This is a genomic window from Pseudomonas sp. PB103 (assembly GCF_009764635.1).
Classification (GTDB): Bacteria; Pseudomonadota; Gammaproteobacteria; order Pseudomonadales; family Pseudomonadaceae; genus Aquipseudomonas.
Window position 1 is genome coordinate 1 of the sequence record NZ_RWIL01000099.1, and the last position, 24,829, is coordinate 24,829.

19 protein-coding genes and 1 pseudogene are annotated in these 24,829 nt (G+C 56.0%); 14 read left to right on the forward strand and 6 right to left on the reverse strand.

What is annotated here, in order from left to right:
- Positions 1 to 240: 240 nt before the first annotated feature.
- Together EJA70_RS17580 and EJA70_RS17585 are read right to left on the reverse strand one after the other, a co-directional pair.
- Positions 241 to 1,734, reverse strand: coding sequence for a CoA-acylating methylmalonate-semialdehyde dehydrogenase (locus tag EJA70_RS17580; protein ID WP_008088683.1), 1,494 nt, complete (start codon positions 1,732 to 1,734; stop codon positions 241 to 243).
- Positions 1,735 to 1,879: 145 nt separating this feature from the next.
- On the reverse strand, positions 1,880 to 3,229 hold the full coding sequence (locus EJA70_RS17585; protein WP_008088681.1) for an aspartate aminotransferase family protein: 1,350 nt from the start codon (positions 3,227 to 3,229) through the stop codon (positions 1,880 to 1,882).
- 138 nt (positions 3,230 to 3,367) lie between these two features.
- Between EJA70_RS17585 and EJA70_RS17590 the strand changes: the two genes are divergently transcribed.
- The 7 genes from EJA70_RS17590 (at position 3,368) to EJA70_RS17620 (ending at position 11,317) form a co-directional block, all read left to right on the forward strand.
- A complete protein-coding gene (locus EJA70_RS17590) occupies positions 3,368 to 4,288 on the forward strand; it encodes a LysR family transcriptional regulator (protein ID WP_053116962.1) in 921 nt (306 codons plus the stop codon).
- 143 nt (positions 4,289 to 4,431) lie between these two features.
- On the forward strand, positions 4,432 to 5,820 hold the full coding sequence (locus EJA70_RS17595) for a uracil-xanthine permease family protein (protein ID WP_158832345.1): 1,389 nt from the start codon (positions 4,432 to 4,434) through the stop codon (positions 5,818 to 5,820).
- A gap of 88 nt (positions 5,821 to 5,908) precedes the next feature.
- On the forward strand, positions 5,909 to 6,559 hold the full coding sequence (locus EJA70_RS17600) for a TetR/AcrR family transcriptional regulator (RefSeq protein WP_008088675.1): 651 nt from the start codon (positions 5,909 to 5,911) through the stop codon (positions 6,557 to 6,559).
- 7 nt (positions 6,560 to 6,566) lie between these two features.
- Entirely contained in the window at positions 6,567 to 7,148 is a 582-nt protein-coding gene (locus EJA70_RS17605) for a YigZ family protein (RefSeq protein WP_158832347.1), read from the forward strand.
- A gap of 575 nt (positions 7,149 to 7,723) precedes the next feature.
- A complete protein-coding gene (locus tag EJA70_RS17610) occupies positions 7,724 to 9,271 on the forward strand; it encodes an ABC transporter ATP-binding protein (protein WP_158832349.1) in 1,548 nt (515 codons plus the stop codon).
- Positions 9,272 to 9,284: 13 nt separating this feature from the next.
- Positions 9,285 to 10,391, forward strand: coding sequence for an ABC transporter permease (locus EJA70_RS17615; RefSeq protein ID WP_158832351.1), 1,107 nt, complete (start codon positions 9,285 to 9,287; stop codon positions 10,389 to 10,391).
- Complete coding sequence (locus EJA70_RS17620) at positions 10,391 to 11,317, forward strand: ABC transporter permease (protein ID WP_064118442.1); 927 nt, start codon at positions 10,391 to 10,393, stop codon at positions 11,315 to 11,317. Before EJA70_RS17615 ends, EJA70_RS17620 begins: the two co-directional genes overlap by 1 nt.
- 57 nt (positions 11,318 to 11,374) lie before the next feature.
- Here EJA70_RS17620 and EJA70_RS17625 read toward each other — a convergent pair whose 3' ends face one another.
- Positions 11,375 to 11,809, reverse strand: a complete 435-nt coding sequence (locus EJA70_RS17625; RefSeq protein WP_158832353.1) for a hypothetical protein — start codon at positions 11,807 to 11,809, stop codon at positions 11,375 to 11,377.
- Positions 11,810 to 11,892: 83 nt separating this feature from the next.
- Here EJA70_RS17625 and EJA70_RS17630 point away from each other — a divergent pair, with 83 nt between their 5' ends.
- From EJA70_RS17630 to EJA70_RS17640, 3 genes are all read left to right on the forward strand, one after another.
- The gene (locus tag EJA70_RS17630) at positions 11,893 to 12,243 is read left to right on the forward strand and encodes a MerR family transcriptional regulator (protein WP_158832355.1); all 351 of its coding nucleotides are present in this window, start codon (positions 11,893 to 11,895) and stop codon (positions 12,241 to 12,243) included.
- Between the two features lie 25 nt (positions 12,244 to 12,268).
- Positions 12,269 to 12,952, forward strand: a complete 684-nt coding sequence (locus EJA70_RS17635; protein ID WP_158832357.1) for an SDR family oxidoreductase — start codon at positions 12,269 to 12,271, stop codon at positions 12,950 to 12,952.
- Between the two features lie 298 nt (positions 12,953 to 13,250).
- Positions 13,251 to 14,609 carry an 8-oxoguanine deaminase gene (locus EJA70_RS17640; protein WP_158832359.1) on the forward strand — a complete coding sequence of 453 codons (1,359 nt, stop codon included), beginning with the start codon at positions 13,251 to 13,253 and terminating at the stop codon, positions 14,607 to 14,609.
- A gap of 126 nt (positions 14,610 to 14,735) precedes the next feature.
- On the opposite strand, the pseudogene EJA70_RS17645 reads toward EJA70_RS17640, so the two are convergent.
- A pseudogene (locus tag EJA70_RS17645) lies at positions 14,736 to 15,512 on the reverse strand (calcium:proton antiporter); the annotation flags it as partial.
- 999 nt (positions 15,513 to 16,511) lie between these two features.
- On the opposite strand from EJA70_RS17645, the gene EJA70_RS17650 reads away from it, so the two are divergent.
- Genes EJA70_RS17650 through EJA70_RS17665 form a run of 4 tightly spaced genes read left to right on the forward strand, consistent with a single transcriptional unit; the run spans position 16,512 to position 22,782 of the window.
- Positions 16,512 to 18,620, forward strand: a complete 2,109-nt coding sequence (locus tag EJA70_RS17650) for a hypothetical protein (protein WP_158832361.1) — start codon at positions 16,512 to 16,514, stop codon at positions 18,618 to 18,620.
- Complete coding sequence (locus EJA70_RS17655; RefSeq protein WP_158832363.1) at positions 18,620 to 20,794, forward strand: hypothetical protein; 2,175 nt, start codon at positions 18,620 to 18,622, stop codon at positions 20,792 to 20,794. The genes EJA70_RS17650 and EJA70_RS17655 overlap by 1 nt, the downstream gene beginning before the upstream one ends.
- Entirely contained in the window at positions 20,775 to 21,323 is a 549-nt protein-coding gene (locus EJA70_RS17660) for a hypothetical protein (RefSeq protein WP_158832365.1), read from the forward strand. Before EJA70_RS17655 ends, EJA70_RS17660 begins: the two co-directional genes overlap by 20 nt.
- Positions 21,316 to 22,782, forward strand: a complete 1,467-nt coding sequence (locus tag EJA70_RS17665) for a hypothetical protein (RefSeq protein ID WP_158832367.1) — start codon at positions 21,316 to 21,318, stop codon at positions 22,780 to 22,782. The genes EJA70_RS17660 and EJA70_RS17665 overlap by 8 nt, the downstream gene beginning before the upstream one ends.
- Positions 22,783 to 23,677: 895 nt before the next feature.
- Here the strand turns inward: EJA70_RS17665 and EJA70_RS17670 are convergent.
- Positions 23,678 to 24,142, reverse strand: coding sequence for an exonuclease domain-containing protein (locus tag EJA70_RS17670; protein WP_158832369.1), 465 nt, complete (start codon positions 24,140 to 24,142; stop codon positions 23,678 to 23,680).
- An 86-nt stretch (positions 24,143 to 24,228) separates the two neighbouring features.
- Positions 24,229 to 24,630, reverse strand: coding sequence for a hypothetical protein (locus EJA70_RS17675; RefSeq protein WP_158832371.1), 402 nt, complete (start codon positions 24,628 to 24,630; stop codon positions 24,229 to 24,231).
- Positions 24,631 to 24,829 lie beyond the last annotated feature (199 nt).

Consider the following 24,829-nt stretch of genomic DNA (forward strand, 5'->3'; position numbering starts at 1 on the left):
ACCTCTTTTTCAACTTCTTTCTGCGCTTCGATGAACTGAAGCACCTGCTGCCGAAACCTACATAACTCATTGAATCTCAAGGAGTTTTCCGTTTCGACTGCGCCGGAAGTGGGGCGAATTATAGACACCTGAGATCTGCCGTCAACACCTATTTTCATAAATCTGTCACATCGGTCAAAAAAGCCCGAAAACGCGAAGGCCGACCCCAAGGGGTCGGCCTTCGCTGCACTGCCCTTCTGCTTACAAGCTAGGGAACGCGAACTGCGAGGCTTCATGGCTAGCACGCTGTGGCCAGCGCTGGGTGATTGCCTTGCGACGGGTATAGAAGCGCACACCATCCGGACCATAGGCATGCAGGTCGCCGAACAGCGAACGCTTCCAGCCGCCGAAGCTGTGGTAAGCCACCGGCACCGGCAGCGGTACGTTGACGCCAACCATGCCGACTTCGATCTCGTCACAGAACAGACGCGCCGCTTCACCGTCACGGGTGAAGATGCAGGTGCCGTTGCCGTACTCGTGATCGTTGATCAGTTGCATGGCCTCTTCCAGGCTGTTCACACGAACGATGCACAGTACCGGGCCGAAGATCTCTTCTTTATAGATGCGCATCTCCGGGGTGACGTTGTCGAACAGGCAGCCACCGAGGAAGAAGCCTTCCTCATGACCGGCCACGCTGAAACCACGACCGTCGACCACCAGGGTCGCGCCCGCTGCCACGCCGTCATCAACGTAGCCGCTGACTTTGTCGCGCGCCTGACCAGTCACCAGTGGGCCCATGTCCAGACCGCAGGAAGTGCCGGCACCGATTTTCAGCGCCTGAATCTGTGGAACCAGTTTAGACACCAGCGCATCCGCCACCTGGTCGCCAACACACACGGCAACAGAAATCGCCATGCAGCGCTCGCCGCACGAACCGTACGCCGCGCCCATCAGTGCGCTGACCGCGTTATCCAGATCGGCATCCGGCATCAGCACCGCGTGGTTCTTCGCGCCGCCCAGTGCCTGAACGCGTTTGCCGCGTTTGGTGCCTTCTGCATAAATGTATTCAGCAATTGGCGTCGAACCAACGAAGCTCAACGCTTTGACTTCCGGCGCTTCGATCAGCGCGTCCACCGCAGTCTTGTCACCATGAACCACGCTCATCACACCTTTCGGCAGGCCGGCTTCCAGCAGCAACTGAGCGATCAGCAATGTCGAGCTTGGGTCACGCTCGGACGGCTTGAGGATGAAGCAGTTGCCGCAGACGATCGCCAGTGGGTACATCCACAACGGCACCATGGCCGGGAAGTTGAACGGGGTGATACCGGCAACGATGCCCAGCGGCTGAAAGTCCGACCATGCGTCGATGTTCGGGCCGACGTTGCGGCTGTACTCGCCCTTGAGGATTTCCGGGGCGGCGCAGGCGAACTCGACGTTCTCGATGCCGCGTTTCAGTTCACCGGCGGCGTCTTCGAGGGTCTTGCCGTGTTCTTCGCTGATCAGTTGCGAGATGCGCGCTTCGTTCTGCTCGAGCAGTTGCTTGAAGCGGAACATCACCTGGGCACGTTTGGCCGGTGGCGTGTTGCGCCACGCCGGGAATGCAGCCTTGGCGGCATCGATGGCTTTCTGGATGGTTTCGCGGGTGGCCAATGGCAGCTTGTGGATAGCCTGACCGGTGGACGGGTTGAACACATCAACCGCGCGACCGTTCTCGGTCACCAGTTCGCCATTGATCAAATGCGGGATAACGCTCATCGAAAACTCCTGAATTTTTGTTCAGCGGGCGCCCATTGAAGGGCGCCTTCTATATATAGGTAGCTTTGTGGGGGAGCCGGATGTCTTTGGCGCTCTTAAGAACGCCTTCGCGAGCAAGCTCGGCTCCCACAGGTTCTGCGTGGAATCAGTCGAGCTTGTTCAGCACTTCGCCGACCGCGTCGAAAAGACGATCGAGGTCTTGCGGCTTGCTGTTGAAGGTTGGGCCGAACTGCAGGGTGTCGCCGCCGAAGCGTACGTAGAACCCGGCTTTCCACAGCGCCATGCCCGCTTCGAAGGGACGCACGATGGCGTCGCCGTCACGGCCGGCAATCTGGATCGCACCGGCCAGGCCGAAGTTACGGATGTCGATAACGTGCTTGGAGCCTTTGAGACCATGCAGCGCGTTTTCGAAATGCGGCGCGACTTCAGCGACGCTCTGCACCAGGTTTTCTTTTTGCAGCAGGTCGAGTGCTGCCAGGCCGGCGGCGCAAGCCACCGGGTGCGCCGAGTAGGTGTAGCCGTGCGGGAATTCCACGGCGTATTCAGGCGTCGGCTGATTCATGAACGTCTGATAGATCTCGGAGCTGGCAATCACCGCGCCCATCGGGATCGCGCCGTTGGTGACTTGCTTGGCGATGCACATCAGATCCGGGGTCACGCCAAAGGTATCGGCACCGAACATGTTGCCGGTACGGCCGAAACCGGTGATCACTTCGTCGAACACCAACAGGATGTTGTGCTGATCGCAGATCTCGCGCAGACGTTTCAGGTAACCCTGTGGCGGTACCAGCACGCCAGCGGAACCGGCCATCGGTTCAACGAATACCGCGGCGATGTTCGAAGCGTCGTGCAGTTCGATCAGCTTCAGCAGTTCATCGGCCAAAGCGATACCGCCCTGCTCCGGCATGCCACGGGAGAACGCATTGCTCGCCAGCAGCGTGTGCGGCAAGTGATCGACGTCCATCATCGCCTGACCGAACAGCTTGCGGTTGCCGTTGACGCCGCCGAGGCTGGTGCCGGCGATGTTCACACCGTGGTAACCACGAGCACGGCCGATCATTTTGGTTTTTGTCGCCTGACCTTTCAGGCGCCAGTAGGCACGCACCATTTTCACCGCGGTGTCGGCGCACTCGGAACCCGAGTCAGTGAAGAACACGTGGTTAAGGTTGCCCGGGGTCAGCTCGGTGATTTTCTCGGCCAGCTGGAACGACAACGGGTGACCGTACTGGAAGCCCGGCGAGTAATCGAGGGTGCCCAACTGTTTGGAGACCGCTTCCTGAATTTCCTTGCGGGTGTGGCCCGCGCCGCATGTCCACAGACCGGACAGCGAGTCGTATACCCGGCGGCCCTTGTCGTCGATCAGCCAGCTGCCTTCGGCGCCAACGATCAAACGCGGATCGCGCTGGAAGTTGCGGTTGGCGGTGTACGGCATCCAGTGCGCGTCCAGTTTCAGTTGGCTGGCCAGTGGCGACTGAGCGTTTTCAGGCATGTTCATCGGGCAAAACCTCGCAGGGCATAAGCGTCAGGGAGATAAAAAGCGTTGTTGCAGCTAAATTGCCACGGCGATAAAGTCGGTGAAATCCAACTCTTCTAACCTTCAGTTAGAACTACGCTAAACAATGAGAACAATAAGATGAGCAGCCGCCGCCCCGATCCGCTGGCCCAGGTCAGTGACTTTGATATTCGCCTGCTGCGGATTTTTCGCAGCGTGGTGGAGTGCGGTGGCTTCTCGGCGGCGGAGACTGTGCTCGGCATCGGTCGCTCGGCGATCAGCCAACAAATGAGCGATCTGGAGCAGCGCCTCGGTCTGCGATTGTGCCAACGCGGTCGTGCGGGGTTTTCGCTGACCGAGGAAGGTCGCGAGGTCTATCAATCGGCGTTGCAGCTATTAAGTGCGCTGGAAAGTTTCCGCACCGAGGTCAACGGCCTGCACCAGCATTTGCGCGGCGAGTTGATCATCGGCCTGACCGACAACCTCGTCACCCTCCCCCACATGCGCATTACCCACGCCCTCGCACAACTGAAGGAGCGCGGGCCGGATGTGCAGATTCAGATCCGCATGATTGCACCGAACGAAGTTGAGCAAGGTGTGCTCGACGGGCGTCTGCATGTTGGCGTGGTGCCGCAGGCCAGCGCGTTGTCGGGCCTGGAATATCAGCCGCTGTACAGCGAGCGTTCGCTGCTTTATTGCGCGGTGGGCCATCCGCTGTTTTACGTCGATGACAAGCAACTGGATGACGAACGCCTGAACAGTCAGGACGCGATTGCACCAACGTTTCGTTTGCCCGCGGATATTCAGGCGCACTACCAGGCACTCAATTGCACGGCCAGTGCATCTGACCGGGAAGGCATGGCGTTTTTGATTTTGACCGGGCGTTACATTGGGTATTTGCCGGATCATTACGCCAGCCTTTGGGTGCAGCAGGGGCGTTTGCGTGCTTTGAAAGCAGGGACGCGGTTTTACGATTTGAGTCTGGCATCGGTCACGCGCAAGGGGCGGCGCCCTCATTTGGTGCTGGAGAGCTTTTTGGAGAGTCTGGCGGCGACGCGTTGATCGGGATTGCGATGTTGGTGAAGTACAGCAAGATCAAGGGATCGCAGCCTTCGGCAGCTCCTACAGGGGGGATAAGTTGAGCAGGTGGACAGGTTTTTGCAGAGGGGGAATTACTTCGTTCCTTTGATAAGAAGCCTTAAGCCATGCAGCCAGATTCCGCACCGTCCAGCGACTTGATCTACGGCCTCAACGACCGCCCCAAACCACTCGCCGCCACCCTTGCCGCGCTGCAACACGTGCTCGCCAGTTTCGTCGGCATCATCACCCCGCCGCTGGTGATTGGTTCGGCGCTGGGGCTGACGGCGTATTTGCCGTATCTGATCAGCATGGCCTTGATGGTTTCGGGCGTCGGCACCTTTATTCAGGCGCGGCGGCCGTTCGGGATTGGCGCCGGGATGATCTGTCTGCAAGGCACCAGTTTCGCCTTTCTCGGTGCGGTGCTGTCGGCGGGGTTTCTGGTCAAGCAACGTGGCGGCAGCCCGGAAGACATTCTGGCGATGATTTTCGGTGTGTGTTTTTTCGGCGCGATCGTGCAGATCGTCCTCAGCCGTTTCATCGGTCAATTGCGTCGAGTCGTAACGCCGCTGGTGACCGGGATCGTTATCACCCTGATCGGCATCAGTCTGATCAAAGTCGGCATCACTGATCTGGGCGGCGGCTTCAATGCGCCGGATTTCGGTGCGCCGGGCAATCTGGCGTTGGGCGTGTTCGTGCTGCTGACGATCATTCTGCTCAACCGCTCGAACACGCCGTGGGTGCGCTTGTCGGCGATCATCATAGGTTTAGTGCTGGGCAGTCTGGCCGCGTGGTTCAGCGGGAAACTGCTGCCGCAGCCATTACCTGACTTGCCGCTGGTGAATTTTCCTACACCGTTCAAGTTCGGATTCAGCTTCGACTGGACAGCTTTCCTGCCGGTCGCGCTGATTTATCTGATCAGCACCATCGAAACCGTCGGTGACCTCACCGCCAATTGCATGCTCGCCCGCCAGCCGATCAGCGGCCCTTCTTATATAAGCCGCCTGCGCGGTGGCGTGCTGGGTGACGGCGTGAGCTGCATGATCGCCGCGACCTTCAGCGCTTTCCCCAACACCACGTTCGCGCAGAACAACGGCGTGATCCAACTGACTGGCGTTGCCAGCCGTTACGTCGGGCTGTATATCGGCGCGATCCTGTTTTGTCTCGGACTGTTCCCGATGATCGGCGCGGTGCTGCAACAGATCCCGAAACCGGTACTCGGCGGCGCGACCCTGGTGATGTTCGGTGCGGTGGCTGCGGCCGGCGTGCGCATCCTCGCGCAGTCGTCGCTGGATCGGCGCAGCATGTTGATCATCGCCACATCGTTCGGCGTTGGTCTGGGCATCGCCGCACAACCGAACCTGCTGCATCTGCTGCCGAAACTGGTGCAGAACCTGTTCGACTCGGCGATCACCAGCGGCGGTTTGACGGCGATCATCCTGTGCCTGTTGCTGCCGGAGTCAAAAACCGAGGTCGCCGAAGCGCACGCGCCGCTGAACAAGATCGAACAGGCGTAACGGTTTTATCATTTCAGGACTTGTCGGATCTCTGTGGGTGCGCTATCAACGCAACTGGTTGCACCCACAGACAAACCCGGAAGTGCCTATGACCTTTGAAGTCCCAGCCCACGGCGGAAAACCCGCCAGCCGCATTCGTCAGAAAAACGAAGAGACCATCCTCAAAGCCGCCGAAGACGAGTTCGCCCGTCACGGGTACAAAGGCACCAGCATGAACACCATCGCCCAGAATGCCGGGTTGCCCAAGGCGAACCTGCATTACTACTTCACCAACAAACTCGGTTTGTACGTGGCGGTGCTGAGCAACATCATCGAGCTGTGGGACAGCACCTTCAACACGCTCACCGCCGAGGACGATCCGGCCGAGGCGCTGACCCGCTACATCCGCGCCAAGATGGAGTTCTCCCGGCGCCAGCCGCAAGCCTCGCGGATCTTTGCGATGGAAGTGATCAGCGGCGGCGAATGCCTGACCGAATATTTCAATCAGGATTACCGCGCCTGGTTCACTGGCCGCGCGGCGGTGTTTCAGGCGTGGATCGATGCGGGCAAAATGGACGCGGTTGATCCGGTGCATCTGATTTTCCTGTTGTGGGGCAGCACCCAGCACTATGCCGATTTCGCCACGCAGATCTGTCGCGTCAGCGGTCGCAGCAAGTTGACCAAGCAAGACATGGAAGACGCCGGCAACAACCTGATCCGCATCATTCTCAAAGGCTGCGGCCTCACTCCTTCTCTATAAGACGTTTATGCCTTTCACCCTCAGCGGTTTTTGCGAGTACCGCGAAGAGATTCGCAAAAGCCGCTTTATCACCTTCGCCACGCCGATCGGCAGCCCTGCTGATGCGCAGGCGTTCTTTGAACAGCACAGCGATTTCAATGCTTCGCACAATTGCTGGGCGTGGAAACTCGGTGATCAATATCGCAGCAATGACGATGGCGAACCGGGCGGTACTGCGGGGCGCCCGATTCTTGCGGCGATTGAAGCGCAGGATTGCGATCAGGTCGCGGTGCTGGTCATTCGTTGGTACGGCGGGATTCAACTCGGCACTGGTGGTTTGGCCCGGGCCTATGGCGGTGGTGCGAACAAGTGTTTGCAGACGGCGGCTAAGGTTGAGTTGATCAGTCGGGTGGCGTTGAGTTGTGCTTGCGGGTTTGCCGAGTTGGCGTTGGTGAAGTTACGCGTGGCGGATTTGGCTGGGTTGGTTGTTGAGGAGAATTTTACGGCGAATGGCGTTGAGTTGAAGTTGGCGGTGGGTGAAGCGCAGATTGCGGTGTTGCAGGGGCAGTTGGCGGATTTGAGTCGTGGGCGGATTTTGTTGGAGCGGTAGAGCAATATCGAAAGATCGCAGCGTGCCGCAGCTCCTACAGGGGTGCGATGTTTTGGAGCGGATGCGAAATTTCATATCCCGCAAACTTGCCCACATCTGCTGTGCACCCGACTGTGGATAACCTGAGCACATAACGCTGTAACCCTTCTGTCACGTGGCTTTGCGCGGTTTGTTCACTTTTCGTTCAATTTGCCCGACGAAATGTAATTTTCAAGCAGAAACAATCGGTTAGCCACGTTTAGCACCATTAGAAGAAAGCACCACAGTGCTTATGCCCAGCTTTTCAGCTTGCGCACAATAACTGTGGAGCAACCTGTGGATAACCCGTTCATGACCGCCGCAGTCGCAGGTTCTGCCTAGCCCCCGCGGGTTTGCTCGTTTTTTGATCAGTTGCCAACGGGCAAAACTGGAGCCCGATCAACGGTTTTGCGCTGTAATGGTGCTGCGAATCCCGCCGATTTTCACCGCAATGCTCTGCGCCGAGCGCCCGCACCCGCAGCCCGCTCGGGTTCCTGACTCAATGGCCAGGAAATTGCTTTATCCACAGGCACAACTTCAAGCAAGTCGAGCCTGTCATGCCAATCGCGCCTCCCCTCCCGCGCCTGCAACTGCGCCACATCAGCAAACGTTATCCCGGTTGTCTGGCCAACGATGCCATCGACCTGAGCATCGCGCCCGGAGAAATTCACGCCCTGCTCGGGGAAAACGGGGCGGGCAAAAGTACCTTGATGAAAATTATCTACGGCGTCACCCAGGCCGACGCCGGGGAAATGCTCTGGCAAGGCCAACGCATCAACATCCGCAATCCGGCGCAGGCACGGCAGTTGGGCATCGGCATGGTGTTCCAGCATTTCTCGCTGTTCGAAACCCTCAGCGTTGCGCAGAACATCGCGCTGGCGATGGGCGCGAAGGCTGGCACGCCGAAACAACTGGAGCCGAAGATTCGTGAAGTGTCGCGCCGTTATGGCATGGCGCTGGAGCCGGAGCGACTTGTCCACAGCCTGTCGATCGGCGAGCGGCAGCGCGTGGAAATCATCCGTTGCCTGATGCAGGACATTCGTCTGCTGATTCTCGACGAACCGACGTCGGTGCTGACCCCGCAGGAGGCCGATGAACTGTTCATCACCCTGCGCAGTCTCGCCGCCGAAGGCTGCAGCATTCTGTTTATCAGCCACAAGCTCGGCGAAGTACGCGCGCTGTGTCATAGCGCGACGGTTCTGCGCGGCGGGCGCGTGGCCGGGCATTGCGTGCCGGCCGAATGCTCGGATCAGCAATTGGCGCAGTTGATGGTTGGCGAAGCGGCGGCGTTGATTGGCGACTATCCGAAAGTCAGCGGCGGCGCGGCTTTTTTGCAGGTGAAGGGCTTGAGCTGGCACAACCCCGATCCGTTTGGCTGCTCGCTGACTGACATTGATGTGCAGGTGCGCAGCGGTGAAATCGTCGGCATCGCCGGAGTTGCGGGGAATGGCCAGGATGAGTTGCTCGCCTTGCTCAGTGGCGAACAAACCTTGCCTCGGGCGGAAGCTGCGACTATTCGATTCGCCGAGCAACACGTCGCCGATTTACGCCCGGACGCGCGACGCAAATTGGGCTTGGCGTTCGTCCCCGCCGAGCGCCTCGGCCATGGTGCGGTGCCGGAATTGAGTCTGGCGGACAACGCCCTGCTCACCGCTTTCCAACAAGGTTTGGTCAGCCACGGTTTGATCGAACGCGGCAAAGTCGAAGTCCTCGCCCAACAAATCATTCAGCGCTTCGGCGTAAAAACCCCGGACACGCAAACCGCTGCGCGCAGCCTCTCTGGCGGCAACCTGCAGAAATTCATCCTCGGCCGGGAAATCCTTCAGCAACCGAAACTGCTGATCGCCGCGCATCCGACCTGGGGCGTCGATGTCGGCGCCGCCGCGACCATCCACCGTGCGTTGATCGCGTTGCGCGATGCCGGCGCGGCGATTCTGGTGATTTCCGAAGACCTCGACGAACTGTTCCAGATCAGCGACCGCCTCGGCGCCTTGTGTGGCGGACGCCTGTCGGCGCTGCACAACACCGGCGATACGCAACTCAGCGATGTCGGCGGCTGGATGGCCGGCCAGTTCGACAACCCACCTTCCGCCGCCACGGTTTAACGGAGTTTTACTCATGCTGCTTTCCCTCGAACCCCGTGGCCAGCAATCGCGTCTGATGCTGTGGTGCTCGCCGTTACTGGCGGCGGCGCTGACGCTCGGTTGCGGCTCGCTGCTGTTTATCGCCCTCGGCCACGACCCGCTGCAAACCTTGCACACGCTGTTGATTGCACCGGTCAGCGATATGTATGGCGTCTCCGAATTGCTGGTCAAAGCGCTGCCGATTCTGCTCTGCGCACTGGGTCTCGCGGTGGCCTATCAGGCGCGGATCTGGAACATCGGCGCCGAAGGTCAATTGCTTCTCGGCGCCCTTGCCGGCAGCGCCTTGGCGGTGAACATCATCGATATGCAAAGCCGTTGGGCGCTGGTGTTGATTCTGCTCACCGGCACCCTCGCCGGCGCGGCGTGGGCCGGGCTGACGGCATGGTTGCGCACGCGCTTCAACGCCAACGAAATTCTCACCAGCATCATGCTCAATTACATCGCGCTGAACCTGCTGCTCTTCTGTGTGCATGGGCCGCTGAAGGATCCGGCCGGGTTCAACTTTCCCGAGTCGGCGATGTTCGGCGACGCCAGCCGTTTGCCGTTGTTGATGGAGGATGGCCGCGTGCACGCCGGGGTGTATTTCGCCCTGCTCGCACTGGTCGCGGTGTGGGTGTTGTTGCAGAAAAGCTTTGTCGGTTTCCAGATCAAAGTGCTTGGGCTGGACAAGCGTGCAGCGGGGTTTGTCGGCTTTCGCGAGAAGCGTTTGATCTGGCTGGCGCTGTTGATCAGCGGCGGCTTGGCTGGGCTCGCTGGCGTCTGTGAAGTCACCGGGCCGATTGGCCAATTGGTGCCGCAGGTGTCGCCGGGTTACGGCTATGCGGCGATTACCGTGGCGTTTCTCGGACGCCTCAATCCGATCGGGATTCTGTTTTCCAGCCTGTTGATGGCGCTGCTGTACATCGGTGGCGAGAGCGCGCAGATGACGATGAATCTGCCGCAGGCGATCACCCAGTTGTTCCAGGGAATGATGCTGTTTTTCCTGCTCGCCTGTGACGTGCTGATCCTCTATCGGCCACGCCTGAATCTGCGCTGGGTGAAGCGCACGTCGACCACCGCCGTAACCGCCGGAGCGCTGTGATGGACATCGATCTGTTGAGCAATATTTTCTACGCCATGGTGCGTTGCGGCACGCCGCTGTTGCTGGTGGCGTTGGGTGAACTGATCTGCGAGAAGAGCGGCGTGCTCAATCTCGGGCAGGAAGGGATGATGCTGTTTGGTGCAGTGATTGGTTTTATCGTCGCGCTGAACAGCGGCAACCTGTGGCTCGGCGTGTTGCTGGCGATGTTGGCCGGGATGTTGTTGTCGTCACTGTTTGCGCTGGTGGCGCTGGTGTTCAATGCCAATCAAGTCGCGACCGGGTTGGCCCTGACGATTTTTGGTGTCGGGCTGTCGACCTTTGTCGGCGCGGCCTGGGTGGGGAAACCACTGGCCGGTTTCGAGCCGTTGGCGATTCCTTATCTGAGTGAAATTCCGCTGATCGGGCGGATGCTGTTTGCTCAGGATTTGCTGGTGTATCTGTCGTTCGCGCTGTTTGCGCTGGTGGCGTGGGTGATCATCAAAAGTCGTGTCGGGTTGATCATTCAAGCCGTGGGTGAGAACCCGGATGCGGCCAGTGCGATGGGCTTGCCGGTGTTGACCGTGCGTACCTTGGCGGTGCTGTTTGGCGGGGCAATGGCCGGGTTGGCCGGGGCTTATTTGTCGCTGGCGTACACGCCGATGTGGGCGGAAAACATGACCGCCGGGCGTGGCTGGATCGCGCTGGCGCTGGTGGTGTTTGCCAGTTGGCGGGTGTGGCGGTTGTTGCTGGGGGCTTATTTGTTTGGGCTCGCCAGCATCCTGCATTTGGTCGCGCAGGGGTTGGGGCTGGCGATTCCGTCGAGTTTGCTGGCGATGCTGCCGTACGTGGCGACGATTGTGGTGTTGGTGCTGTTGTCACGGGATGCGTTGCGTACGCGGTTGTATGCACCGGTTTCGCTGGGGCAGCCTTGGCAGGCGGGGCATTAAGAGGTGAATTCAGTGGCCCCATCGCTGGCAAGCCAGCTCCCACAGGTTCAGTGGTGATCACAAATTTTGTGCACGGCACAGACACTGTGGGAGCTGGCTTGCCAGCGATGAGGCCCTGACAGGCAACACCTGAGCAATGCCCCACGCCAGTTCGAAGACCAGGAAAACCAGCAGGATCGAACTGGCACCATGGGCCAAGGCGTACGCCTGCCAAACCGCAAACAAAAACCGCGCCACCGCGTCATACCGTCCATAAAGCGCCTGCGGATCACGAATCCGCAGCACCGCCCACACGCACACCACCGACCCCAACAGATTCGCCATCAACATGTGCACAGGCTGAAACGCCGGCAATTCGCCGGGTAAATCCAGCGCACTCAACAGCCCATGCACAAGCGCAAAACTCCATGGCGTGGCAAACGCTGCCGTGACGACCAAGTCATACCAGGCACTGCCGCGCACCACGTTGCGATATTGCGTTGAAGTCCACATCGTCCTTGCTCCAGAAATTCAGGGAGCAAGTACGTTAAAGCCTGGAGTATGCTCCAGGGTCAATAGCCCTTTTGAGAGTCGCCATGCGCATCGGTGAATTAGCCCTGGCCAGCGCCGTCAGCCGTGACACCCTGCGTTTCTATGAGCAACGCGGGTTGATTGCGGCGCAGCGTAGCGCCAACGGTTACCGCGACTATCCACCGGAGATGGTGCAACTGGTGCTCTATATCAAAACCGCGCAGCGCCTGGGATTTACCCTCGGCGAGATCGGCGACAGTGTCGCGGCGTTGTGGGACGCCCCCGATCCGGACAACGCCGTGGCGCAGTTGCTGCGCGACAAACTGCAACTGATCGAAACCCGCATGGGCGAGCTCGACGTGCTGCGGCAAGAGCTGCAACTTCGGCTCGGTCAGGCCTGTCCATTGAATCCATGATCCTCATTCATCAAGGAAGCCCCTCATGTCTGCAAAAAACGCACTGATTATCGGCGCCTCCCGGGGCCTTGGCCTCGGTCTGGTGAAAACCCTGCTGGCCGACGGCTGGCAAGTCACCGCCACCGTGCGCAATCCTGCCAATGCTCAGGCGCTGGAAGCACTGGGCAAGGTGCGGATCGAGAAGCTCGACATGGACGATCAGCAAGCGGTGATCGCATTGAGTCAGCAACTCAAAGGCGAAACGTTTGATCTGCTGTTCGTCAACGCCGGGGTCAAAGGCCCGGCCGATCAGACCCCGGGCGGCGCGACATTGGCCGAAGTCGGTCAGCTGTTTTTCACCAACGCGGTGGCGCCGATCAATCTGGCCCAGCGTTTTGTCGGGCAGATCCGCGAGGGCAGCGGTGTGCTGGCGTTCATGAGTTCCGGGCTGGGCAGCGTGACCGTGCCGGACGCGCCGGAACTGGCGCTGTACAAGGCCAGCAAGGCTGCGCTGAATTCGATGACCAACAGTTTTATCACGCAATTGGGCGAGCAAAAGATGACCGTGTTGTCGCTGCATCCGGGTTGGGTGAAGACGGACATGGGCGGCGAAGGGGCTGACCTTGATGTGGAAACCAGCACCCGTGGGCTGATCGATCAGGTGAATGCGTACACCGGCAAGGGCGGGCATCACTTCATCAATTACAAGGGTGAAACGATTCCCTGGTAATTGATGATCCCCTGTAGGAGCTGCCGAAGGCTGCGATCTTTTGATTGTAAAAAACAAGATCAAAAGATCGCAGCCTTCGGCAGCTCCTACAGGGTTGCGTATTTTGTTGGAATGGGCGTTGTCGGATTACATCGCCATTGGGTTGTGTATTTTGGTGATGTTGTCCTGTCGGGTTGGGCTTGCCCGATGCAGCGTTTTGTTCGAAACTGCGCACCTCGTCCCCGCGGCGACCCTGGATCAGCAGACAGGGCATCACTGAGCTGGCAACCCTGAACCCATTTTCAGAGGAGCCGGCAACATGCCCGCGACCCGTACCTGGTTAAAAAATCCCCTCGCTATTTTCACCTCCAACGAGCTCGATGCCCGTGGCGGTCTAGTCGTGCAAGACGGTGTCATCGTCGAAGTACTGGCTGCCGGCCAACAGCCGTCGGCGCCGTGCGCTGAAGTGTTCGATGCCCGCGAGCATGTGATCCTGCCGGGCCTGATCAACACCCATCACCATTTCTATCAAACCCTCACCCGCGCCTGGGCCCCAGTGGTCAATCAGCCGTTGTTCCCGTGGCTGAAAACCCTGTACCCGGTGTGGGCGCGACTGACACCGGAGAAACTCGCCCTCGCCACCAAAGTCGCTTTGGCCGAGCTGCTGCTGTCCGGTTGCACCACCGCTGCCGACCACCACTATCTGTTCCCGGACGGCCTGGAAAACGCCATCGACGTGCAAGTCGAAACCGTGCGTGAACTGGGCATGCGCGCCATGCTTACTCGCGGCTCGATGAGCCTCGGCGAGAAGGACGGTGGCCTGCCACCACAACAGACCGTGCAGGAAGGTCAGGTGATTCTCGACGACAGTCAGCGCCTGATTCACGAGTACCACGAGCGTGGCGATGGCGCGCAGATCCAGATCGCGCTGGCGCCGTGCTCGCCGTTCTCGGTGACCCCGGAAATCATGTCGGCCAGTGCTGAACTGGCGAACAAACTCGACGTGCGCCTGCACACGCACCTGGCGGAAACCCTCGATGAAGAAGATTTCTGCCTGCAGCGTTTCGGCCTGCGCACCGTCGATTATCTCGACAGCGTCGGCTGGCTCGGCCCGCGCACCTGGCTGGCGCACGGTATTCACTTCAACCCGGACGAAATCGCGCGTCTCGGCGAGGCTGGCACCGGCATTTGCCATTGCCCGAGTTCGAACATGCGTCTGGCTTCCGGCATCTGCCCGAGTATTGATCTGACTGACGCCGGTGCGCTGTTTGGTCTGGGCGTCGATGGTTCGGCGTCCAACGATGCCTCGAACATGATTCTGGAAGCGCGTCAGGCGCTGTACATCCAGCGTCTGCGTTATGGCGCCGAGAAGATCACTCCGGAACGCGTGCTGGGTTGGGCGACCAAGGGCTCGGCGAGCTTGTTGGGCCGTACCGACATTGGTGAGATTGCTATGGGCAAGCAGGCGGATCTGGCGTTGTTCAAGCTCGATGAGCTGCGTTTCTCCGGCAGCCATGATCCGATTTCGGCGCTGCTGTTGTGCGGCGCCGATCGTGCGGATCGAGTGATGATCGGTGGCAAGTGGCGCGTGGTCGATGGCCAGGTTGAAGGCCTTGACCTCAAAGGCTTGATCGCCGATCACAGCCAGGCGGCACGCCAACTGATCGCCGGCACCTGATCCCCCTCCCCATATGATCGTTCCCACGCTCTGCGTGGGAATGCATCTCGGGACGCTCCGCGTCCCAGCAGCGGACGCAGAGCGTCCATGGCGGCATTCCCACGCGGAGCGTGGGAACGATCAATATCAAAGGCCGAGCAGGGACAGCATGATGAACGTCGCAAACAGCACAAAGTGCGTCATGCCTTCGATGGCATTGGTTTCGCCGTCATTGAGGTTGATCGCACTAACGATCAAGGTCAGGAAAATCATCACCGTCTGCACTGGCGTCATCGCCATCTGAAATGGCTGGCCGGTATACAGCGCCATCGCTTCCATCACCGGCACCGTCAGAATCACCGTCGACAGCGACGCGCCCATCGCAATGTTCACCACCGACTGCATGCGGTTGGCCAACGCTGCGCGCAACGCGGTCAAAATCTCCGGCGCTGCTGAAATGGCCGCCACCAGAATCGCCGTGATCACCGGCGGCGCGCCCGTGCCTTCCAGGCCCAGATCGAGGGTCTTCGACATCACTTCGGCCAGTGCGCCGATCACCACAATGCCAAACACCAGAATGCCGATCGACAGGCCGATGCTCGGTGCTTTCACCTGCGCGTCCTGTGGTTCTTTCTTGCGGCGTTTATCCGGATAGCTGTAGCTGAAAAAGTAACTGTGCGGGCCGACCTGCATGCGCAGAAACAGCGCGTAAAGCACCACCATCGCACCGATGGTGAACGCTGAATAAATCTTCCAGTTGGCCTCGGGAATAAACTCCGGCACCACCATCGACACGCCCATGGCGGTGAGGATCATCACGCTGTAGCTGCGCGCCGAATCGTCGTTGTAGGACTGTTCGCCGTGCTTGATCCCGCCCATCAGCGCGGCGAGGCCGAGGATGCCGTTGATGTCGAGCAATATGCTTTTCTAGACACATGAATTCATCTAGAAGGTATAACCCTATATAAATCAACAGCTTATACAAAGATTTTGACACCTAAAACTTGACACCCATTTCCATGTGCTTCGGATACCCCAGACGAAAAAAACGCTGAATTCATAGAAACTCCAGTACCTCCCATAGGCTGTGAACGGAAGAGAGATCTCACAATGATCGAGATGAGGTCATCGTGGCCAGGTTGCCCATCACCTCGGATTGACAGTTGGGAAACCCTAGCGCACCGTCCATCGCCTTTGCCCTCCCCCAAATCACCAATCTCAAGGGTGGACAGCTGGCGCGTATCGCAGTGTTGTCTGCGGCGAGGCGCGGGATGTCCAGTCACACCTGAAAAAAATTACGGTTTGCGCTGGACGTGATTCAAGCCGATTCGGATACTAATATTAGCTTCGATAACACAAGCTAGGGGCCTAACACCAACTGGACTAAATATATGCGGAGGTAGTGCTTGTATCCGTAGAACACGGCGACGGATAAATCGATAATTGGTTCAAACGCTAAGTCAATATTCATTTAATTAATGCCCCGCCAGCAGTCCCGGCAAAGAGCTATTAGAGACCACTTGGTTGAGGATGACCAAGCAATCGCTCAGTGAAATGCTGCCTAGGAACTGAGTACGCTGGGAAGCAGCAACCGCCTTCCTTGCGCTCCCCCATGCTTAGGTATGCCGATAACGACGAACCCTCTCGTCCAGCCTAATCCTTACCCCCCGGCGTATTCGCTGATCAGCGTCTAGGCCGGCAATTCCTTATCAGCGAAACACAGACCAACAGATATACCAAACAACATATCAATTGTCGGCCAACCTTTCACTGCTACGTGAGGTTAATGCAAAATCCCGTCCCTAAATACATGTAAGAGTATGCTTTTAATACACTGTTTAAAACTTTAGACGCACGCACGAAAGTTCTTGACCAGAGCAACCAGACCACTACGCTATGCCGCTTTCAACGTAGGGTCTCATTATGCTTACCTACCAAGTGCAGGATGATCGCATCACATTCAAGTGGGATGATGATGAATGTATTCACGACTACAGGATTTCTACTATCCACACTCCATCGTGGGTCGACAAAGAAGTGCTCTATAAAGTAGCCGAGGCGGTTAGGGCATTGTGCATCACTGGAGAGACTACTAGCTATTCAGGACGCTTCCGGGCAAGTAGATATATCTTCAACCACGTTACCAAGCTCCGGTTAAAGTTCCCGCCTGCGGAAGATGACTGGAGCAACTTCATACTTACACACTACTCCCATCACCTCTACAACAAAGATCATAAGCCCAAAACCCGATATGACCATTGGAACGCGGTGGCGTTTGTCTACAAAAAACTGAGGCGGGATGGATTCATACCGGAAGACACATTCATCCCAAATGCAAAAGCGAATTCCGTCAGTCAACCGGAGAATATGTCTCAACCGGCTGGTTACGGGACTGTGCACACGCCTATTCCCAAAGGGCCACGATTTCTGCTTCCCAAAAAATACCTTGTGGAAGAAGGCTTGAGTTTTGAAGATGACGTGTACCTACTTAATCTTAAGAACACCCTCGAGACAAGGGCCGATGCCATCGTCGAATGCTCGGTAGACTACTGGAATCGAATGCTAAGATGCCACGCCCGAGGTGATGAGCTATGTAAGAACATCTCGAACGACGAAATCGAGGCGGTGCTCGAGAGCGGACAATTCAGCAGAAACGGGATGCATCTTGCGCATCCAGATTCGCCTACAGGTATTAACTGGTTTCTAGCCGTCGCTCGATATTACGCCGAACAGACTGACGAGCTTAAATCGATGACATTCGACGACCTGCAAGAACTACCTTTCTTCAGGCCCGTCATCTACAACTCCCATAGCAAGCCAAAACTTAGGGCACGACTATGGGAGGCTGCCGGCGACGACTGTATCGATAACAATACAGTTAACGAAACTTTCAACCGACTACTCGGCTACTTGTCACCCAGAGACTGCGCAGTTGCAAGTGCGATCATTGCATCAGAAAACCCTTCGTTCAATCCATCATCACTGACCAACATAAGGTTATACCGACGAGACGGAAAATTCTATCTACGCGGCAATAGTGACACCAAGCGAATAACAGTCAGCGTTAGCAAACCTCGCGCGCAGTCACGCAAGGTCTCTGTACTTCCCCCATTGAGCACTCGGATCGTTATGGATGTGATTCGGTGTACAAACATGCCAAGACGACGCCTTTTATCGGAGGGTAAGAGCGGGTGGAGGAAGCTGTTCCTTGTCTCGAGCAGAAACCAAATTGGCTCCAGTCCTAACTTTGCAAAAACCTTGACTACAAATGCTGGACTCTCTCTGCACGATTTATATAAAGATGAACTAGACAAAGTAGGCGTAACTCCAAGCATGGTCAATCTCTACACGATCCGATGCACTCAAGGGATTTTGGAGTTTTTGCGTACTGGTAGTCTCCAGGCCGTAGCGGACATGCTGGGTAACTCTTTGCAGGTGGTCAGAGATAAATATATTCCGGCCTGGATGGTTCATCGATGGGCGACGAGGTTTTTCAGGGTGCTACATCAAAAGTTTATCTTAGTAGCAACAGAGGGCGAGCCTTGGCAGTTAGCTGCATCTGACTTTAGCACTCGAGAAGAGCTACAGGCTTTTGTCCGACGGATACTATTAGGCCTTAAGAAGGGAGATCCCTTAAGCGAAGCCTTACGCTCGAAGCTGGGTCATTACTCGCCTGACCCCAGCTCTCTAATTGAAATGTTTGTAGAGCGCGAACTGCTATTTGATCGGAGTGCGGCTAGCCTTGCCGCGATCTACGCATACGCAGATGCCGTCGATAAGCTTGCACCAGAAGAACGCTTAGTGATCGATGAGCGAACTAGCGTGCCCTTATGGATCTTCCCGGCGCTCAGGGATTTAGTAGCGAAAACAATTTCCCTCGATTTCGATAGCGCATCTAACGCTGAGATGGCTATTGCGGGCAGGGTTTCGGGCGACTCCATGAGTGAACTCCGAAAATCGCATGCTCGTGCGACCATCCTGAAGCAAGACCTTCGTCCGCTAGTCTCCCTTTCCGATTGGAAGGCCATCTAATGGAAGACTTTTCATTCGACGAACGTCGTATCAAAGCGATGATCGAGCACGCGGAACGGCAAAGCAAAATCTATAAAAGAAGCCACAGCTATCAAGCAGATTGGCTGGTAAGAGGTGGGATCGGAAGTCAGGAATGGCTGGTCAGTTTTCCAGGTGGGTCAAAGCTTCAGTGCATGAGCTTTGATCGCTTGATGGCGGACGGCACCAACCTCACCGACGCCCCTAATAAGCTGCTGCTGGAAACGGTGCAGAAATGGTTATTTCACTGTCGCATGGGCACCATTACAGGTAAACCAGTCGCGGAAGGTCGATGGATCACATACTTTAGCTTCGCTATGAATCTGGCGGCACGCGCCAATCTTTATAAAGATACTTATGAAACCAGTACGCATGGCTTCAGGCTCTTCGATGAGGATGCCTGCAAAGCTATCGCCGAAACTTTCAGTCAGGGTGGATGGACTGCTGCTTTGTTGTTGAAGGAGCGTTTCATTTCACACCTGCTCGATATCTTACCTGTCTCCTTCTCATTAGAAGATCTTATATCAGACCCGGACGCCCTGCCAGTTGAGCTCACAAGAGAAGCGATTTCCTACTTTACTCGAAACGACCTCTATGTCTCCAGCGCCCAAAACAGCACCTATGATAAAGGATTGCTGTCAAGAGACTATATTGGCTCCATTCTCGGTCGACCTTCAACGTCTCTGCATAATGCAAATTTTCGACTGTTCATTAGGCAGTTTGAGCCGGCCTTAGCCCATGACGACTTACTACAAAGAGGTGTACGAGCAAACCTTCACAGCACTCAAAATACTAAGACAATAGATGAAGCAGCTGACGGGGCGATGGGCATCAGCTCTTTTATGGATACCATGTCGTGCCTAAAATTATTTTTCCAAGGCCATGATATTCTGCCCGAAGACATCCCCGACATTAAGCTGAACATTGATCAACTTGTTCTTGATTACAAGCCACACTTGAAGCCAGGTGGCCACACCAAATTGCTACCTCTTGATATTGGCTTCAAATGCCTGAATCAGGCCTGCAAGTGGATAACAGTCTACGGAAATGCCATAGTTGAGTCTCTGATTTTTTACATCGAGCAATTCGTCTCTATTGACGAAGACAATTCATTGTCGAAACAGTCCGTAAAAAAGAACGAGCTCTTCCAGAAAACAAAACACCTTTGGATGACGAGAGGTATGGAAAACCTACCTGCCCAGCCGCTATTCCAAGCGCTCAACATAAGCAGGCTCCAAACCAAAGAGAAGAAAAATTTCCCTGTAGATAAAACCAACTACAAAATGGTGATGGAATCTTTTTATGGCGCTTGCGCCATAATTATCGGCATCGTAAAACCTATTCGGAATACTGAGCTTAGTACCCTTGAACGTAACTGTCTATCTACTGACCGGGGCAACAATGGCGCTTTTATGGGCCACATGGTTGGCAAAACTGGGGAGTTGGGTGCAAACGACTTCATTGAGCGCCCTATTCCCTACGTTGCTGCCCATGCCATCCAGCTACTCCAAGTGCTCGGCGAAAAGCTAGCAGATATCTATGGAGATGAATCGGAGTACGCAGGGAGGCTGTTTTATATTCCGGGCCGAGGATTCAAATGCCCTAGTGGCGAAATTCCTGAATGGAAAGTGAACTTGTGCATTAATACTTTCTGCGATGCTATCCAACTGCCCGTCGATAAAATAGGTCGGCGATGGTATGTGCGCATTCACGAGATGAGAAAATTCTTCCTCCTGCTCGTACATAGACACGTAGGAGATTCAGCGAAAGAATTGCTGAGGTATATGGCAGGTCACTCCAATAGGAAGCATATTGATGATTACACAGATTATGAACCGTCAGATTCGGAAGCCGTCCGATATGAATCCGAATGCATCGACGACAAGCTCATTGCTCTTGAAAACGGCTTGCTGTCCAAAGATACAAACCAAGGGCTTCTAGCGCTTTACATAGAAGCCTTGAAGCACTTCAAAGCCACCAGCATCGCCTCGATTAGCAACAAGGAATTGCTCAAATACCTAGACAAAATGGTGCAACAACCTGAGTTCGATATGACCACATATAAAGTCAGGCTTGAATCTTACGACGAAGAAATCTACACCATCGATTTCGCCATTTGCCTAGGAGGCCAAAAAGATGAGAGATACAACAAATAAAAATCTCCACTCTCGTCACACTTGGCTTTCACAGGTGCTATCTAAAGAAATTACACCGTCGAAAGCCCAGCTTCGAGCCCTATCCTCGATGCGAGGCTTCTGCAAACTGGATGTCGCTGGCTGCTTCACATCGATTTCGCTCAACTCCCTGAAGCAAGCGGCTAAGGTTGCACAGTTTGGCATCTCTGGGTCAAGCCTGTGGGACAAGATGCTACAGATGAGAACCATGGCATTCGCCCTGTTGACTCCCAAGGTTAACCCGGCGCCGGCGCCTAACCTTCCTTCAGACAAGGATCAGGCGCGCATCGCGCTGCTGGAGGCTCACATCGCCTCGATGGCGTACTTTGACATCCTGACTTTCCTAGAGCGTATTGATCCTCAGAACACCCGTAGCGCTGATGAAATCCGTGCAGCCATCGCACTTAAAGTCAAAACGTCCAAGGCCAAATATCACTCTTTCCTGATAAGCGACCAGATATTTTCTTCAGAGAAAATGAAGGTTATCGACGGCGGCAAAAAGGATGGGTAAGCAACTCTACACGGAATATGATTCCGTAAGCGTACCAGACAAAGCTATGCCGGTTCGGAAGACTGGGGCGTTCATTGGAAAGCCACGCATTATCAGAAATTTCGTACTTATTCGTTGGCCCAACGGGAGGCCATGTAACCTTGCCAATCTATGGATGGATGAGATCTGCGCGTCCACAGGCGCCAGGGATTCTGCGCGGGTAGACGCGGCGCTCATCACGCACTTCGTTCGCTTCTGCTCTGTCAAGAACATTCAATTCAGTAATTTCAACGAAACTAATTTTCAGGATTTTACTAAACAGCTAGTTGAAGAAACCAAATCCACCCTTCGTGGTATCGAACCAGCAAGGAACAACAACCGCACCCGGCTAATTCAGCATACCATGCTTAACTTTCTGCACTGGCTAACCGAAAATTACCCAAATCTATCTAAAACACCATTGATAGGCTTAAAGAATAGCGGTGCAAACATCACGATATCTTACGAGACAAATCCCAAAACCAAGCGATGCTACATGGTTCATCCACTGCTCGTAGCTCCCGTGCCGTACAACGATGACAAGGTGGCAATAGACGAACATATCATCCAAAAAATCCAGGATGAGATTTTCCGGAAGCGAGACTGGGAGGATCTGCCTGCTAGCTCCAGACTTAAATCAATCAGTGACCTCGAACTTTACGATGCTACCAGTGTGTATCTATACGAACGGCGGATGTTCACGTTAAGAATGATGAAGCTCACAGGACTACGTCCTGAGGAGCTGTTTGACCTCGACCTTGAGCTCAATCAAAACATTTCGAACACACTGGAGATTGTGATCCCCACTAAAAAGCGCGGAACTCCGGCACCGTTACGCCGTTTTAAAATCAATGCTGCAGATGCAAGGCGGTTTGCAATTTACGTGGAGGCTAGGAAGGCTTACATTGACTTCCTAGCAGATCGTAATATTTTGTTCGACCAGCCCAACAATATATTCCTAGGTGAAAACGGTAGTCGACTGAAAAAAGAGTCAATCACTAAGGAGTTTGACCGACTGTGTTTAGGTGCTGGTTTGTCAGGTACCCGTGTTTGCCTGTCCATGTTTAGACATCGTTTTGTCACGCGTCAAATCAATATCAGACTGGAGGAAAGATTCGCCCAAACCCCCGCTCTAAAGAAAGGATGGACGCCGGCGCTGCGAGACGATGTTTGCGCAGAGGTGGCCCAACTCACCGGCCACTCTGACCCTGCTTCTCTCCATCATTATTTTCACGCTGAATACAAGGCGCTCACCTCGAGTTCTACCTACAGTTCGATGCTTGAGGCCCAAGACGAACTGGACTCTGTTAAAGACACGCTCACTGCTCTGGAGCATAGATCCAAGCTGCAAAAAATTGATATGTCGGTTGAGATCCGAAGCGTCAAAGCTCTGGTTGAAAAGCTGGAAATGCGGCTAAGCAGCCGCGAGAGTGCTGAGTAGTGTTGCTGCTCCACCCGAACGGCTTGTGAACCTGAGTCATCACAGTTTCACGTGCTGCCGGTGTGGGTTTACCGATACCAGGGAGAATAGTCAGATGCGAATAGTCCGTGCGCTATGGGATCTCATCCGCCAAGACCACCGTCCTCAGCGTGAGATTGAGCGCGAACTTGCGTTCATCCAAGCCGCGAACAGCCTCAAGACCCTTAGGGTGACGCCGGAAGGGGCCATGTTCATTGATCCAGAAGAGTTTCGGGAGCAAATTGTCTCCGCACGTGAGCAGTTGAAGCACCTCGTACACGACCCAAGAGCGCTTGGCGGGCCGTTCCGAGCATCTGAGAGCCATAGGGCGGATGAGGGCGCGGGTTTCGCCGTCGAGGCTCCTGTGGAGCCAATGGACTGCATTGAGGTCGTGGCCTGGCGTAGGCTTTCCAGTGGCGCTGCATTGCGCTACGTGTGCCTCCAGTCTACAAGTACGGGGCGATTCGCTGTCGCTACAGCCAGTCTGTTCACAGAGGCCATAGGGAGTCTCCCGACTTGGGTCGACGGCAATACCAACAGGCAAATTGCGAATGCCCTACAGCTCGGTGACCTCCAGTGGTACGCGACTATGAGCGAGGCTATGGATGCTTGGGATGCGGAGCTTTGATGACCCTGAGCTTTCAGTTGAGACGCGCCCCTGCGGGGAGCGGCTGTCGTGCACCGAGCCCTTGCGATGCCAAGGTCTCGGCCCTTCGGGCTTCCATCCCACACGCCTGCGCGCTCCGCTTGCCATGCCTACCAGGCACGTGATCACCTGTCTTCGGTTCGAGCGGTCGCACACGCTGTGCTACATCCATACTTCAATGGACTCATCGCTTTCGCATAGGTGAGGGTAGGTATCCACCCCTCTGGTAGTTCAAGCTTCGGACAAAGCACGGCATGCGTTCATCAAAGCGGTTGCGTCATGGAGAGCTCGGTGGTGCCTAGTCGTGGGCAGTAGGCGATAAATGTCACTGGCAGCCTCCCGACCCACAAACACTTCCAAAGGCTTCAACTCGAAGGTCGGCGTCAGGTCTGCTGCTTCGTAGAGGACATCGAGCCAAAAAACATCTTGAGGTGAGTCGCTGCAAAGCACCTGCCCTGAAAACAGCTGATTCATTCGTTCCGCCACGGTGGGTGGGGCATCACCTTCCTGAAGTAAATGATCCTGAGTGAGACCATGCATGTCTTGCGCATCGAACGACCAGTGCGTCCAGTACCGTACTGGCTTGATAAGCGAGCTGAAGGAGATCTCACTCGACACGACGGCAACTTCAATGGGATAGCTATCTGGGGCTATCCCTGATGCCTCGAAATCGATGAAAAAAGAAGGTCGTTCCACCTTGCTGCTCCTGTTTGAGATTGCGATTTTCAGCGGCAACACCGATTGCTTATGTGTTTGCGCCGCCATCGCTCGAACCAGCAGTGCTAGCTGTTAGCAGCCTGTGCAACTTGGTGATTTTGCAGATGATGCATCTCACGCTGCCATTCAATCAGAAATTTGTCCCAGTCTGTGGCGTAGGGCCCCTCAGGAATTCTGGTTGATCCGATGCTCGCTTGCAGAAAGCGTTCTCGCCAAGGCTGCGGGATATCGCGCTCCAAGATGATGTCGATTCCGGAGTTATGACGCATCACCGAGACGAAGTTACGAACCTCAACGAGTTCGAGTGGCTTACCGCTACAGGAGCAGTCGTTTCGCTCTTGGTCGTCGAGATCATCGAGGATGGCAAGGAGCTCGGATGCTGTGGGATCGCCAGGACGGAGGCATGCAAGCGCCCACAGAGTCCTTCGCCTAGCGCCCTCAAGCTGACGGAGTTCATCGTCGGTCATTTCAGCCGCATCCTTGTTGATTTGATATCGGGCAGTAGTAGCTATGGCGTGCCGCCTGCGGCGGAAGGCTGGCGAGAACTGAGCCACGGCTGCGCCGCGTCTCAGCCCGTTGGGCGCTCATCCTGTACGCCTGCGCGCTCCGCTTGCCCGATACTCACTAGGAAAGGAAAGTCTGGCGCAGCGATCCTGAAGCCGGGGC